Genomic DNA, 14,008 nt, shown 5'->3' on the forward strand with positions numbered 1-14,008 from the left:
GCCTCCCCGCCGAGGCCGGCGATCCGGTCGCCCTCGACGGCCAGGCGGCCGCCCTCGACGACGCCGCCGGGCAGGACCAGCCGGGCGCCGGCCAGTGCGGTACGGTCACGGTCCGCGGTGGTCACGCGGTCACCTCCATGGAGAGCAGATCCCAGGCGAGCAGGCCCGCGCCCAGGGACGCGGCGGTGTCTTTGAGCATGGCGGGTACGACCTTCGGGGGCATCTGGAAGGTCAGGCGCTCGGTGACCGCCGTGCGCAGCGGGGTGAAGAGCGTGTCACCGGCCTCGGCCAGCCCGCCGCCGACGATCACCGTGGACGGGTCGAGCAGGCTCTGGGCGAGCACGATCCCGTCGGCCAGGGCGTCGACGGCGCCCTGCCAGACCGCGAGCGCGCGGTCGTCCCCGGCGTCCACCGCGGCGGCGCAGGATGCCGCGTCGGCGTCGGGGTCGCCGCTGGCCGCGGCCCAGGCACGGGACACGGCGGAGGCGGAGGCGAGCGTCTCCAGGCAGCCGCGGGCGCCGCAGCCGCACTGCGGTCCGCCCGGGCGGACCACGACGTGGCCGATCTCGCCGCCGTAGCCGTGCGCGCCGGCCTCGATCCGGCCGCCGATGCCGATGGCACCGGCGATGCCGGTGCCCAGCGCGATGAACAGGAAGCGGTCGACGCCCCGGCCGGCGCCGAGTCGGCCCTCGGCCAGGCCGCCGGAGCGCACGTCGTGGCCGAGCGCGACGGGTATGGCGGAGCCGTCGGGGCCGGCCAGGCGCTCGCCCAGCAGCTTGCGCAGCGGGAGGTCCCGCCAGCCGAGGTTGGCCGAGTAGACCGCGATGCCGTTCCTCTCGTCGATCGTGCCCGGGACGGCGACGCCGGCCGCGAGCGGGGCGACGCCGAAGAGGCCCCGGCCCTCGTCCGCCAGGTCGGCGGCGAAGTCGAGGATGGCGGAGACCACGGCGTCCGTGCCATGCTCCCGCCCGGTCGGTCGGCGTGCTTCGAACAGCACGGAGCCGTCCTGGGCGAGCAGCGCGGCCTTCATGCCGGTGCCGCCTACATCGAGTGCGATGACGTGCTTCACGGAGGACAGTTTCCCTTGGTCGGGTAGAAGAGGTCTAGTCCAGTTGTCGGATTGGTCTGGTCCAAAGTAGGTGAGCTTTGTCGCAGATGGGGGCGGTGTGCGGGGCTTTGCGTCGGGCGCCTTCCGTTCACCTTCTGTTGCGCATCGTGCAATGACGTCCGCACTTCGATAACTACTCGGCGGGCGCGGCACAGTGGTGTGGACCACCGCCCGGTGCGTTTGGCAGTGTTGCGCCTCCCCCCTCCCGGATTCCCCCGTCCGGTCGCAGTTCTCCCCTGAAGGCGGTACCCGCGTTGAACAGGCGCGCCCACGTTCCCACCCGCGTCCTCGGCACCGCGCTGGCCGGAGCACTGGTACTCACCGCCGTCAGCGCGTGCGGCGGGCAGGACGACGGCCCGGTCACCCTCAAGCTGGTCGCCGCCGACTACGGGGAGAGCGCCGACACCAGCTCCAAGCTGTACTGGGACGAGGTCGCGCGCGGCTTCGAGGCGGCCAACCCCGGCATCAAGGTCGACGTCGAGGTGGACAGCTGGACCGACATCGGCAAGAAGGTCGACGACATGATCGCGGCCGGCAAGTCCCCCGACCTGCTGCAGACCGGCGGCTTCGCCGACCAGGTCGCGGCGGACCGGCTGTACCCGGCCGCCGACGTGCTCTCGATGGACACCCAGGCCAACTTCCTGGACACCTTCGCGCACGCCGGGCAGGTGCTCGGCACCCAGTACGGCATCCCGTTCGTCTCCTCCTCCCGGGTGCTCTTCTACAACAAGGCGGTCTTTCGCCAGGCCGGCATCACCCAGCCGCCGGCCACCTGGAACGAACTGCGCCAGGACGCCGAGAAGATCAAGGCCAAGGTGCCGGGCGTGACCCCGTACGGGCTCCCGCTCGGGCCGGAGGAGGCGCCGGCCGAGTCCATGCTGTGGACGCTGAGCGGCGGCGGCAGCCTCTCCGACGACGTCGGCAACTACACCATCGACAGCACCCAGAACCAGGCCACCTTCAGCTGGCTGAAGAGCAACCTGGTGGCCACCGGGCTGACTTATCCGGACCCGGGCAAGATGAACCGCACCCCGGTCTTCCAGGACTTCGCGGCCGGGAAGGTCGCCATGCTGAACGGGCACCCGACGCTGCTGCGGATGGCCACCGCCGGGAAGATCGACTTCGGGACGGCGCCGATCCCCAAGAAGGACGGCGTGGGCAAGACCGGCAGCCTCGGCGTCGCGGACTGGATGATGGCGTTCAAGGCCAACGGGCACAAGAACGAGATCAAGAAGTTCCTGTCCTTCGCCTACTCCCGCGAGTTCCAGCTGAAGTTCGACGAGCAGTACAACCTGCTGCCGGTCACCCAGGACGCGTTCACCCAGATGACGTCCGACCCGAAGCACGAGGACCTCAAGCAGTTCGCGGTCGGGCTGACCAACGCCAGCTTCTACCCGTTCGGGGACCCGGCCTGGGGCGATGTCAGCAACCGGATCAAGGCCGGGATCGGCCAGGCCGTCACCGGGGACCCGAAGCAGGCGCTCACCGGGCTGCAGGACGCGGCGGTCCAGGAGGCGGCCCGGGTCCGCAAGTGAACCCGGGCCGGGGTGGTGCGCGGGGGCGGGGTCGTCAGGGGAGCGTGATGGCGTAGGCCTTGCGGAGCGTCTCGTGGACCGTCCAGGTGGTCCGGTCGCCCTCGCGCAGCACGGCGCAGTCGCCCGGGCCGACCTCCAGGGTCGGGCCGCCCTCGATCTCGATGGTGGCCCGGCCGCTGAGCACCACGAACAGCTCGTCGGCCTCCACGTCGGTGACCACGCCCGGGGTGATCTGCCAGATGCCGCGCAGCTGGCGGCCGTCGGGCGACTCGGCGAGGACCCGGCCGGAGACCTCCGGGGTGCCGGAGACGATCTGGGCCGGGTCGAGCGGGTCGGGTTCGAGGTCGGCGGTGGGGATGTGCACGGCGAAGCTGGGCGTGGTCATACCGCCGACGCTAGCCGGGTCGGCCGGGCGCCGGGGGGCGCACAGTGTGTCGGGCTCACGCGCGAGAATGACACTCCGTAGTGATGGCGGAGGTGTCCTGGTGGGCGAGCTGAGTGAGCGGGACCTGGCGGTGCTGGCCCTGGAGGGGCGGCAGTGGCGGACGGCCGGGGCCAAGGAGCGGGCGATCCGGGAGGAGCTGGGGCTCTCCTCCACCCGGTACTACCAGCTGCTGAACGCGTTGCTGGACCGGCCGGAGGCACTGGCGCACGCCCCGGTGCTGGTGAACCGCCTGCGCCGGATCCGGGAGGCCCGCCGGGCCGCGCGGTAGCGGGGCCGGGCCGCGGGGTAGGGCTCGGGCATGGGCTTTGACGAGAAGTGGGTGCCGGTCACTGGTGCCGGGCGGGACGGGCTGCGGGCGATCCTGGCGGCGCCGGGCGAGGCGGTGATCGCGCTGGACTTCGACGGGACGCTGGCGCCGATCGTGGCGGACCCCGATCGGGCGCGGGCGCATCCGGGGGCGGCGGCCGCGCTGCGGGCGCTGGTGCCGGCGGTGCGGGCCGTGGTGGTGGTGACCGGCCGGCCGGCCGCGTTGGCGGCGGAGTACGGCGGCCTCGACGGGCTGCCCGGGGTCGTGGTGCTGGGGCACTACGGTGCCGAGCGCTGGGAGGGCGGCGAGGTGACCGCGCCGCCGGTGCACCCCGGGGTGGCCGGGGCGCGGGCGGCGCTGCCGGGCGCCCTGGCGGCGGCGGGGGCGCCCGAGGGGACGTGGCTGGAGGACAAGGGGCGCTCGCTGGCGGTGCACACCCGGCGCACGGCGGCGCCGGAGGAGGCGCTGGAGCTGCTGCGGGCGCCGGTCGGCGAGCTGGCGGCCGGGCACGGGCTGGTGGTGGAGCCCGGGCGGCTGGTGCTGGAGCTGCGGCCGCCGGGGGTGGACAAGGGCGCGGCGCTGACCGGCTTCCTGCGCGAGCGCGGGGCCGGTTCGGTGCTGTACGCGGGGGACGACCTGGGGGACGTGGCGGCCTTCGCGGCGGTGGAGAAGCTGCGCGGCGAGGGGGTGGCGGGGCTGCTGGTGTGCAGCGGCGCGGTGGGGGACGCGCCGGTGCGCGAACTCGCCGACCGGGCGGACCTGGTGGTCCCGGGCCCGGCCGGCGTGGTGGAGCTGCTGCGCGGTCTCGCGGAGGCGCTCACAGCGCGTTGAGCCGGTTCAGAGGGCGTTGAGCCGGTTCACAGCGCGTTGAGCTGGTCGAGGAACCACTGCTGCGGGGGCAGCGCGGTGGCCGCCGCCGCGAGGCGCTTGGTGCGGTCGGCGCGCTCCTCCTCGGGCATGGTGAGGCCGGCGTGCAGGGCGTCGGCGGTGGCGATGACGTCGTACGGGTTGACGGTGAGCGCGTCCTCGGCGAGTTCGGCGTACGCGCCGGCCTCGCGGGAGAGCACCAGGGCGCAGCCGTGGTCGGACACCACCGGGACCTCCTTGGCGACCAGGTTCATGCCGTCCCGGATCGGGTTGACCAGGGCCACGTCGGCGAGCCGGTAGGCGGCCAGGGAGCGCGGGAAGTCGTCGTCGACGTGCAGGATCAGCGGCTGCCAGTCGGGGGTGGCGAACTCGGCGTTGATGTCCTCGGCGAGCCGCTGGACCTGGGCGGTGTAGGCGCGGTACTCGGCGAGGTCGGTGCGGGAGGGGTAGGCGAAGGCGATGTGCACCACCCGGTCGTGCCATTCGGGGCGGGTGCGCAGCAGGTGCCGGTAGGCCTGGAGGCCGCGGACGATGTTCTTGCTCAGCTCGGTGCGGTCGACCCGGACGATGGTGCGGCGCCCGCCGACGGCCTCGCGGAGGGCGGCGAGGCGTTCGTCGACGTCCGGGCGGTGGGAGCGTTCGCGCAGGAAGTCGGCGTCGGCGCCGAGCGCGTGGACGCCGAGCCGGGTGGTGCGGCCGGCGTGGGTGACGGTCATGGCGTCCCGGTCGACCTCGGCGCCGAGCAGGTCGGCGCAGCAGTCGGCGAAGGCCAGCGCCCAGCGGCGGGTGAGGAAGCCGGCCCGGTCGGCGCCCAGGATGCCGGTGAGGACGGCCTCGGCGACGTCGTCGGGCAGCAGCCGGAAGTACTCGGGCGGGGCCCACGGGGTGTGCGAGAAGTGGCCGATCCGCAGGTCGGGGCGGGTGGCGCGGAGCAGGGCCGGGGTCAGCGAGAGGTGGTAGTCCTGGACCAGCACGGCGGCCCCGGGGGCGGCCTCGGCGGCCAGCGCCTCGGCGAAGGCGGCGTTGTAGGCGCGGTAGGCGGCCCACTCGGTGCGGAACCCGGCGTCGAAGGCGGGGGCGGTGGGGGTGGCGTAGAGCAGGTGGTGGACGAACCAGAGGGTGGAGTTGGCGACGCCGTTGTAGGCGCGGGCGAAGGTGTCGGGGTCGATGTCGAGCATGCGGACGGCCTGGCCGCCCACGTCGTGCCCGGCGAGGTCGAGGCGGCCGTCCGGGGCTTCTCCGGCGGCCTGCCGGTCGGCCGCGCCGAGGGCGGCGCAGACCCAGACCGCATCGGGGTCGTCGATGGCGGAGAGGCCGGATACCAGGCCTCCGCCGCCGCGGCGGAGGGTCAGCGTGCCGTCGTCCGCGGTGCTGAACGACACCGGTCCCCGATTGGAGGCCACCAGGACGGGGGCGGTTCCGGTCGCACTCGAACGTTCGGTCGTGAGATCGCCCATGGTTGGTACGTTGCCTGGGCTCCGGAGCGGCAAACCCTTTCGGTGGGTGTTCAGTGCCGGGTCGCGTACTCGGGAACGGTGTGCATCGGGGGGCGCTCCAGGGCGGTCACCGGGTGGGTGTGGGCGGTGAACTCCCGGCTCTGCGGGTCGCGGGTGAACTGGGTCAGCAGCGGGTGGACCAGGTCGGCGGAGGCCTTCAGCCGGTGGGTGCGGTCGAGGCGTTCCAGGGCGGTGCGGTAGATGGTGGCGGCCATCCGGCCGAGGGCCTGGCCGCCCTGGTGCCGGTGGTGCCGGACGCCGACGTCCACCTGGGCCAGGGCGTCCAGGCCGACCGTCTCCAGCGCGTCGACCAGCAGGCCGAGTTCGACGCCGTAGCCGGTGGGGAAGGGCAGCCGTTCGAGCAGCGCGCGGCGGGCCGCGTACTCACCGCCGAGCGGTTGGACGAAACCGGCGAGTTCCGGCCAGTGCAGGTTGAGCAGTGGGCGGGCGACCAGTTCGGTGACCCGGCCGCCGCCGGCCGGGACCACCGCCCCGTCCGTCTCCAGGGGCCGGTCGTACATGGCCTTGACCAGCTGGATGTCCGGTTCGGTGAGCAGCGGGCCGAGGATGCCGGAGACGAAGGCCGGGTCGAACTCGCGCAGGTCGGCGTCGACGAAGCAGACGATGTCGCCGCGGGTGACCAGCAGCGAGCGCCAGAGCACCTCGCCCTTGCCGGGGACGGCGGGCAGCCGGGGCAGGATCGCGTCGCGGTGCTCCACCCGGGCGCCGGCCCGGGCGGCGACGGCGGCGGTGTCGTCGGCCGAGCCGGAGTCGACCACGACGAGTTCGTCGACCAGCGGGAGGCGCTCCATCAGCTCGCGGCGGACGGTGCGGACGATGTCGCCGACGGTGGCCTCCTCGTCCAGCGCGGGGAGCACCACGCTGACCGTCTGGCCGGTCCGGCGCTTGGCCTCCAGCAGGGCGTGCACCGGCCGGTCGACCGCGCTCCACGAGCGGCGGCGCAGCCAGGACGCCGCCTGCGGGAGCAGCGCGGGGGTCGGTTCGGCGGGCACGGGACTCTCCTCGGCGGGGTCGGTGGGACGCGCCATCTCGCGTGGCGGACGATCCCATTCGGGGTTGACGCCTTCGGATACAGTCTTCGTACAGCGGCCGGACCTTTGCACGCCGGGGTCGTCGTTGAGCACCACCACAATTTCACAAGCTCATCCAGAGGGACTGAGGGAACGGCCCGTTGACGTCCCGGCAACCTTCTCGCGCGGCTGTCTGTCGACAGGCCCCGGCGGGACAGGTGCCAATTCCGGCCTGTGGCGCGACCGTGCCACGGGGAAGATGAGGAGAGAGGCCTCCGCCATCATGGCTATCGACACCGTCGCACCCGCATCCGTGGACCTCGGCCCCGCCGCCGCGCTGTCCTGTCGGGAGTGTGGCACCCGCTTCCCGCTCGGTCCGAGCTTCGCCTGCCTGGAGTGCTTCGGCCCGCTGGAGATCGCGTACGACTTCGGCAGCGAGGGCGCCGAGGAGCTGCGCCGCCGGATCGAGGCCGGCCCGAGCTCGATCTGGCGCTACGCGCCGCTGCTGCCCGTCCCGGCCGACGTCGCCACCAAGCCCAACCTGAACCCCGGCTGGACCCCGCTGGTCAAGGCGGACAACCTGGGCCGCGAGCTGGGCTTCACCGCGCAGCTGCACATCAAGGACGACTCGGGCAACCCGACCCACTCGTTCAAGGACCGCGTGGTGGCCTGCGCCATCGAGGCCGCGCGGGCCTTCGGCTTCACGACGCTCTCCTGCTCCTCCACCGGCAACCTGGCCGGCGCGGTGGGCGCGGCGGCCGCCCGGGCCGGCTTCAAGTCCTGCGTGTTCATCCCGCACGACCTGGAGCAGGGCAAGGTCGTCATGGCCGGGGTGTACGGCGGCGAGCTGGTCGGCATCGAGGGCAACTACGACGACGTGAACCGCTTCTGCTCGGAGCTGATCGGCGACCCGGCCGGCGAGGGCTGGGGCTTCGTCAACGTCAACCTGCGCCCCTACTACGGCGAGGGCTCCAAGACGCTGGCCTACGAGATCTGCGAGCAGCTCGGCTGGCGGCTGCCGGAGCAGATCGTCATCCCGATCGCCTCCGGCTCCCAGCTGACCAAGATCGACAAGGGCTTGCAGGAGCTGATCAGGCTCGGCCTGGTCGAGGACCGGCCGTACCGGGTCTTCGGCGCCCAGGCGGCGGGCTGCTCGCCGGTGTCGGCGGCGTTCAAGGCCGGCCAGGACGTGATCCGCCCGGTCAAGCCGGACACCATCGCCAAGTCGCTGGCGATCGGCAACCCGGCGGACGGCCCGTACGTGCTGGACATCGCCCGGCGCACCGGCGGCGCGGTCGAGGACGTCACCGACGCCGAGGTGGTGGACGCGATCCGGCTGCTGGCCCGGACGGAGGGCGTCTTCGCCGAGACCGCGGGCGGGGTGACCGTCGGCGTGCTGAAGAAGCTGGTCGAGACCGGGCAGCTGGACCCGGCCAAGGAGACCGTCGCGATCAACACCGGCGACGGCCTGAAGACCCTGGACGCCGTCGCCGGGGCCGGGATGACCGCCGTCATCCGCCCGACCCTGGCGTCCTTCCACGACGCCGGCCTCGCGTCCGCCTGAACACCCCCGCCCCGCTGCGCACCCGCTAGGAGAACCATGAGCGCCAACGTCCGTATCCCCACCATCCTGCGCACCTACACCGGCGGCGCCGCCGAGGTGGCCGCCGAGGGCGCCACCCTGGGCGAGGTCATCGCCGACCTGGAGAAGAACCACGCGGGGATCGCCGCCCGGATCCTGGACGACGCCGGCAAGCTGCGCCGCTTCGTCAACGTCTACGTGAACGACGACGACGTGCGCTTCTCCGAGGGCCTGGCGACCGGGATCGCGGACGGCGCCAGCGTCTCGATCATCCCGGCGGTGGCCGGCGGCTGCTGAGCCGCTCCCCGGACCGGGGCACGCCGCCCGCGCCGTTCGTCCGACCGGCCGTCCGCACGTACGGAATTCCGTTCTCCGTACCCGCGGGCGGCCGGTCGTATTTCGGCGGGAATATGGCGGGGTCAAGTCGGAGTAGAGTGTGGCTCGGTTGGGAACAGGGCTTCCCCCCATCCTCACCCGCGAATCGCCGGACGGTCGTCCGGCCGCTGGGACCGGTCGGGCGCCTGGGCCGTGAAACATGTCAGGCAGATGTCAGAATTCCCGCGGGGATTTGTAGTAATCCGTCCGCTATGTCCGGCGTGAAATGCCGAATTCCTCCCGGTTTAGCCCGTCCTGCCCCTTGGCGCGGTGCCGGAATTCCCCGCAGCTGACCCTGTTGCAGAGGGCGTCGATCCGGATACATTCAGCCGCGGTCGACGTAATCACCCGCTCACAGGGCGCCGTCAGGTGCCCCTGGCGGAGGGCTGCGGCGTGCACGGCTGCGCCCAGGGGGGGTTCCCCGGGCCGGCCTTCAAACCAGACCCGGGCCCGCGACCTGCGGGCGCGTGAAGGGCCAGCACAGCACTAGGGGAGTTCGGAATGGCTCAGGGCACCGTCAAGTGGTTCAACGCGGAGAAGGGCTACGGCTTCATCGCGGTCGACGGTGGTGCGGACGTCTTCGTCCACTACAGCGCGATCCAGATGGACGGCTACCGCACCCTCGAGGAGGGCCAGCGGGTCGAGTTCGAGATCTCCCAGGGACAGAAGGGCCCGCAGGCGGACATGGTCCGCGCCGCGGTGTGACCCCCTTCCGACCCCAGGAGCTCGGCGCGGCCCACGGCTGGTGACCACTCGCTTCTCGGCGGGCCCGTACGACACGCGTCGTACGGGCCCGTCGGCGTTCCCCGGCGGGGAGTTGCGCGGGCCGGCGGGAGCGCCCCGGGCGGCTCGCGGGATCGCGATTGGGCTTGCACTCGACCACCCCGAGTGCTAATTATTGGCGTTAGCACTCACAGCGTGAGAGTGACAGCGGACCGGGTCGGTGAGGCCCCCGGGAGCGGTAGGGGAAAGGACCCCCGCACACCAGGGCCGTCCGTCGCGGGCACCCCTTGGTCCGAGCAGTCGACCGTGTCCCGGAGGACCACTTCTGATGGCCAAGATCATCGCCTTTGATGAGGAAGCTCGCCGCGGCCTTGAGCGTGGCATGAACCAGCTCGCCGACGCAGTGAAGGTCACGCTCGGCCCCAAGGGTCGCAACGTCGTGCTGGAGAAGAAGTGGGGCGCCCCCACGATCACCAACGACGGTGTCTCCATCGCCAAGGAGATCGAGCTCGAGGACCCCTACGAGAAGATCGGCGCGGAGCTCGTCAAGGAGGTCGCCAAGAAGACCGACGACGTCGCGGGTGACGGCACCACCACCGCCACCGTGCTCGCCCAGGCCCTGGTTCGCGAGGGTCTGCGCAACGTCGCCGCCGGCGCCAACCCGATGGCCCTGAAGCGCGGCATCGAGAAGGCCGTCGCCGCCGTCTCCGACCAGCTGCTGGCCCAGGCCAAGGACGTGGAGACCAAGGAGCAGATCGCCTCCACCGCCTCCATCTCGGCCGCCGACACCCAGATCGGCGAGCTCATCGCCGAGGCCATGGACAAGGTCGGCAAGGAAGGCGTCATCACCGTCGAGGAGAGCAACACCTTCGGCCTGGAGCTTGAGCTCACCGAGGGCATGCGCTTCGACAAGGGCTACATCTCCGCCTACTTCGCGACCGACCTGGAGCGGATGGAGGCGACGTTCGAGGACCCGTACATCCTCATCGCCAACTCCAAGATCGGCTCGGTCAAGGACCTGCTGCCGCTGCTGGAGAAGGTCATGCAGGGCGGCAAGCCGCTCGTCATCATCGCCGAGGACGTCGAGGGCGAGGCCCTGTCGACCCTGGTCGTGAACAAGATCCGCGGCACCTTCAAGTCCGTCGCCGTCAAGGCCCCGGGCTTCGGCGACCGCCGCAAGGCCATGCTCGGCGACATCGCCATCCTCACCGGTGGCACCGTGATCTCCGAGGAGGTCGGCCTCAAGCTGGAGAACGCCGGCATCGACCTGCTGGGCACCGCCCGCAAGGTGGTCATCACCAAGGACGAGACGACCATCGTCGACGGTGGCGGCGACAGCGAGCAGGTCGCCGGCCGCGTGAACCAGATCCGCGCCGAGATCGAGAACAGCGACTCGGACTACGACCGCGAGAAGCTCCAGGAGCGCCTCGCCAAGCTGGCCGGCGGCGTGGCCGTCATCAAGGCCGGCGCGGCCACCGAGGTGGAGCTCAAGGAGCGCAAGCACCGCATCGAGGACGCCGTCCGCAACGCGAAGGCCGCCGTCGAGGAGGGCATCGTCGCCGGTGGTGGCGTCGCGCTGCTCCAGGCCTCGGTCGCCTTCGACAAGCTGGAGCTGGAGGGCGACGAGGCCACCGGTGCCAACATCGTCAAGGTCGCGCTGGAGGCCCCGATCAAGCAGATCGCGACCAACGCCGGCTTGGAGGGTGGCGTCGTGGTGGAGAAGGTGCGCAACCTCCCCGCCGGTCACGGCCTGAACGCGGCCACCAACACCTACGTCGACCTGATCGCCGAGGGCATCATCGACCCGGCCAAGGTGACCCGCTCCGCGCTGCAGAACGCCGCCTCCATCGCGGCGCTGTTCCTCACCACCGAGGCCGTCATCGCCGACAAGCCGGAGAAGGCCGCTGCGGCCGCCGGCGGCGGCATGCCGGGCGGTGACATGGACTTCTGATCCTGATCGCATGATCGGATCGGCTGGTTCCTGATCGTGTGGGCGGTCCCCTTCGGGGGGCCGCCCACACGGCGTTCTACCGCAGAATGGACAGATGGCTTCCGACGACATCGAGACCGCACTGCACAACGCGCGGGCGCAGATCCTGGCCGACCTCACCGCGCGGGACGTGGCAGACGCCGCCGTCGTCTCCCTGGTGGAGCAGGCCGTGACCCACCGCCGCTGGTGGCTGGAGCAGTGGCCGGACGGCACCGAGTACGTGCTCGGGCTGGTCGCCCAGGACGTCCAGGACGCGCTGCTGGAGGCGTACGGGCGCTGGCCGCTGTGCACCGCCTGCGCCGTGGACGGGGACCCGCACGCGCTCGGCGTGGAGCCCGAGCTGGGGCCGGAGCCGCACTGGGTGTGCGGCAAGCAGGGCGCGGTGGTCGCGCCGGTCGGCGAGCTGCCCTAGGGCGGACACGCCCTAACCTTCGAGGCCGCCGAGTTCGGCCGTCAGGTTGGCGCGGGCGGCGTCGGTGAAGCGCTCGCGGGCGGTGGGGGTGCGGTAGAGCGCGGGCAGGGCGAGGAGTCGGCGCAGCACGGCGGCCCGGCCGGCGCGGAAGTCCGGCTCCGGGACGAAGGCGTACTCCGCGCGGACGGCGGAGGCGTACGCCGCGTACGCCTCCGGGGCGCCGCCGAGGACGGCGAGGTCCGCGTCGCAGAGCACCTCGCCGTCGCGGTCGCCCGGCGCCGGGTGGTGGGTGACGGTGAGCAGGACCAGCCGCTCGACCTCGGCCACCCGGGCGGCGGGCAGGCCGGCGGCGGTCAGCGCGCGCACGGCCAGGGCGGCGCTGCGCTCCTCGTTCTCGGAGCGGTCGGGCCGGTAGACGGCGTCGTGGAACCAGGCCGCGAGCCGGACGGCGTCCGGGTCGGCGGCGTGCCCGGCGAGGTCGTCGACGTGCCGCAGGACCGCGTGCAGGTGCTCCGGGGTGTGGTAGCGGCGCTGCGGCTCGGACCAGCGGCGCAGCAGCTCCCGCCCGTACGGCTCGGGGTCTTCGGCGGCGGCGCAGCGGTGCAGCAGCGCCGTCCAGTCGGCGAGCAGGCCGTCGGTGAGGTCCTCGGTGCTGGGCGTGGTGGGCATGGGGGCCATTGTGGCGGGTCGGCGAAGTACTGGACCTATAGGTAGGTTGGCGATATATGTAGTCGTATGACTGAACGCTCGATGCAGGAGCCGACGCTGCTGCTGCTCACCGCCCTGGCGGACGCCCCCAGACACGGCTACGCCCTCATCCAGGAGATCGCCGCCATTTCCGGGGGCCGGGTCAAGATGCGCACCGGCACCCTGTACGGCGCCCTCGACCGGCTGCTCCAGCAGGGGCTGATCGAGGTCGCCGCGGAGGAGGTCGTGGACGGGCGGGCGCGCCGCAGCTACGCGCTGACCAGCGCCGGCCGGGCGGTGCTGGCCGCCGAGGCGGGGCGGCTGCGGGCCGTCGCCACCGAGGCGGAACGCCGTCTCGCGAACGTCTGGTCGGCGTTGCAGGGGAAGCCGGAGCCGAAGGGGCAGTCGATGATGAGGGGGTTCTCCGCATGACCACACCGACGATGGGGGCGCCTTCGACCGCGTTGCGGGCGGCGCTGCAGTTCTACCCGCCCCGCTACCGCCGGGAGCGGGGCGAGGAACTGGCCGCGGTGTTCGCCGACACCACGGCGGAGGCGGGCCGCTCGGCCGTCGCCCGCGAGGCGTTCGACCTGGCCGTGTACGGGCTGCGGGTGCGGCTCGGGCTGACCGGCTCCTCGCTGGCCGGGCGGGTGCTCGCGCTGGCCGCGCCGATGGTCGCCGGGGCGCTGGCCGGCGCGGGGCTGGTGCCGTGGGTGAGCGATGCGGAGCAGGCCGCCCACCGGCTGACCTGGGACCACTCGTACACCACGTACGCCCTGACCATCGCGCCGCCGGTGATCGCGTTGCTGCTCGCGGCGGCCGTCGTGATGGGGCGCTGGACGGCGGTGCGGGTCATCCTGCTGGTCCAGGCCGTCTCCGCGCTGTTCGTGCTGGCGCAGGCCGTCGTGGAGCCGCCGTACTTCGACCTCTGGGGGGTGGGGGACAGCAGCGTGTCCACCATGCCGTTCGTGCTGGGGGCGTTGGTGCTGGCCGCGGCGCCGACGGAGTTGCTGCCCAGGGCCTCGTGGCGTTCCGGCGGGCTGGGGCTCGCCGCGATCCTCGGGGGCGGGCTGCTGGTGGCGCTCCAGCACTGGGGCGATGCCACCTTCCCGCTGGACATGCAGTGGTTCGCGGCGCTGCTGATCGGGCCGCTGCTGCTGACCTTCACCGCGCTGCGCGGTCGGGTGGCGCCGGCGGCCGTGGGGGTCGCGCTGCTGTCGCTGACGATGTTCGCGGGGCTGTTCAACATCTGGCGCGAGGGCCGGGGGGTCTGGCACGTGCTGCCGATGGCGGTGCCGGTGCTGCTGCTCCTGGTGGCGGCCGCGGTGGCGGTGCGCCGGATCGGGGCCGGTGACGGGCCCGGCGGATGGCTGGGCGGACGGCCCGGCGGGGGCTCCGGGAAGGGGCGCAGCCTGGCGTGACCCGGGGGGCGGGGCGAAAGGCTCGCCGG

The 14,008-nt window shown here is 72.7% G+C and carries 15 protein-coding genes and 1 riboswitch; of the genes, 10 read left to right on the top strand and 5 right to left on the bottom strand.

What is annotated here, in order from left to right; all coding sequences use genetic code 11:
• Positions 1-121 precede the first annotated feature (121 nt).
• Complete coding sequence (locus tag ACIPLC_RS20515; protein ID WP_400474428.1) at positions 122-1,069, bottom strand: ROK family protein; 948 nt, start codon at positions 1,067-1,069, stop codon at positions 122-124.
• A gap of 293 nt (positions 1,070-1,362) precedes the next feature.
• Here ACIPLC_RS20515 and ACIPLC_RS20520 point away from each other — a divergent pair, with 293 nt between their 5' ends.
• Positions 1,363-2,643 (top strand): extracellular solute-binding protein, encoded by a 1,281-nt coding sequence (locus ACIPLC_RS20520; protein ID WP_400474429.1) that lies wholly within the window; start codon positions 1,363-1,365, stop codon positions 2,641-2,643.
• Positions 2,644-2,677: 34 nt separating this feature from the next.
• Here ACIPLC_RS20520 and ACIPLC_RS20525 read toward each other — a convergent pair whose 3' ends face one another.
• A complete protein-coding gene (locus tag ACIPLC_RS20525; RefSeq protein WP_400474430.1) occupies positions 2,678-3,028 on the bottom strand; it encodes a cupin domain-containing protein in 351 nt (116 codons plus the stop codon).
• Between the two features lie 67 nt (positions 3,029-3,095).
• On the opposite strand from ACIPLC_RS20525, the gene ACIPLC_RS20530 reads away from it, so the two are divergent.
• Together ACIPLC_RS20530 and otsB are read left to right on the top strand one after the other, a co-directional pair.
• Positions 3,096-3,356, top strand: coding sequence for a DUF3263 domain-containing protein (locus tag ACIPLC_RS20530; protein WP_400474431.1), 261 nt, complete (start codon positions 3,096-3,098; stop codon positions 3,354-3,356).
• A gap of 30 nt (positions 3,357-3,386) precedes the next feature.
• Positions 3,387-4,226 carry a trehalose-phosphatase gene (gene otsB, locus ACIPLC_RS20535; RefSeq protein ID WP_400474432.1) on the top strand — a complete coding sequence of 280 codons (840 nt, stop codon included), beginning with the start codon at positions 3,387-3,389 and terminating at the stop codon, positions 4,224-4,226.
• Between the two features lie 26 nt (positions 4,227-4,252).
• On the opposite strand, the gene ACIPLC_RS20540 is transcribed toward otsB, so the two are convergent.
• Positions 4,253-5,719 (bottom strand): trehalose-6-phosphate synthase, encoded by a 1,467-nt coding sequence (locus ACIPLC_RS20540; protein WP_400474433.1) that lies wholly within the window; start codon positions 5,717-5,719, stop codon positions 4,253-4,255.
• 50 nt (positions 5,720-5,769) lie between these two features.
• Entirely contained in the window at positions 5,770-6,771 is a 1,002-nt protein-coding gene (locus ACIPLC_RS20545; RefSeq protein WP_400474434.1) for a glucosyl-3-phosphoglycerate synthase, read from the bottom strand.
• A 147-nt stretch (positions 6,772-6,918) separates the two neighbouring features.
• A riboswitch (SAM riboswitch) is annotated at positions 6,919-7,055 on the top strand.
• A 17-nt stretch (positions 7,056-7,072) separates the two neighbouring features.
• Here ACIPLC_RS20545 and thrC point away from each other — a divergent pair.
• From thrC to ACIPLC_RS20570, 5 genes are all read left to right on the top strand, one after another.
• The gene (gene thrC, locus ACIPLC_RS20550; RefSeq protein ID WP_400474435.1) at positions 7,073-8,353 is read left to right on the top strand and encodes a threonine synthase; all 1,281 of its coding nucleotides are present in this window, start codon (positions 7,073-7,075) and stop codon (positions 8,351-8,353) included.
• Between the two features lie 36 nt (positions 8,354-8,389).
• Positions 8,390-8,668 carry a MoaD/ThiS family protein gene (locus ACIPLC_RS20555; RefSeq protein ID WP_400474436.1) on the top strand — a complete coding sequence of 93 codons (279 nt, stop codon included), beginning with the start codon at positions 8,390-8,392 and terminating at the stop codon, positions 8,666-8,668.
• 579 nt (positions 8,669-9,247) lie between these two features.
• Positions 9,248-9,451 (top strand): cold-shock protein, encoded by a 204-nt coding sequence (locus ACIPLC_RS20560; RefSeq protein ID WP_030289665.1) that lies wholly within the window; start codon positions 9,248-9,250, stop codon positions 9,449-9,451.
• A 346-nt stretch (positions 9,452-9,797) separates the two neighbouring features.
• Positions 9,798-11,420: a chaperonin GroEL gene (gene groL, locus ACIPLC_RS20565; protein WP_400474437.1), complete on the top strand. Its 1,623-nt coding sequence runs from the start codon at positions 9,798-9,800 to the stop codon at positions 11,418-11,420.
• A 94-nt stretch (positions 11,421-11,514) separates the two neighbouring features.
• Positions 11,515-11,871: a hypothetical protein gene (locus ACIPLC_RS20570; protein ID WP_400474438.1), complete on the top strand. Its 357-nt coding sequence runs from the start codon at positions 11,515-11,517 to the stop codon at positions 11,869-11,871.
• Between the two features lie 12 nt (positions 11,872-11,883).
• Here the strand turns inward: ACIPLC_RS20570 and ACIPLC_RS20575 are convergent, their stop codons facing one another.
• Positions 11,884-12,549, bottom strand: coding sequence for a hypothetical protein (locus ACIPLC_RS20575; RefSeq protein ID WP_400474439.1), 666 nt, complete (start codon positions 12,547-12,549; stop codon positions 11,884-11,886).
• Between the two features lie 57 nt (positions 12,550-12,606).
• On the opposite strand from ACIPLC_RS20575, the gene ACIPLC_RS20580 reads away from it, so the two are divergent.
• Both ACIPLC_RS20580 and ACIPLC_RS20585 read left to right on the top strand, forming a co-directional pair.
• Positions 12,607-12,990 carry a PadR family transcriptional regulator gene (locus tag ACIPLC_RS20580; RefSeq protein ID WP_400474440.1) on the top strand — a complete coding sequence of 128 codons (384 nt, stop codon included), beginning with the start codon at positions 12,607-12,609 and terminating at the stop codon, positions 12,988-12,990.
• The gene (locus ACIPLC_RS20585; protein ID WP_400474441.1) at positions 12,987-13,979 is read left to right on the top strand and encodes a hypothetical protein; all 993 of its coding nucleotides are present in this window, start codon (positions 12,987-12,989) and stop codon (positions 13,977-13,979) included. The genes ACIPLC_RS20580 and ACIPLC_RS20585 overlap by 4 nt, the downstream gene beginning before the upstream one ends.
• Positions 13,980-14,008: the final 29 nt, after the last annotated feature.

The sequence above is a fragment of the Kitasatospora sp. NPDC086801 genome (genome assembly GCF_044745805.1).
Taxonomy (GTDB): Bacteria; Actinomycetota; Actinomycetes; order Streptomycetales; family Streptomycetaceae; genus Kitasatospora.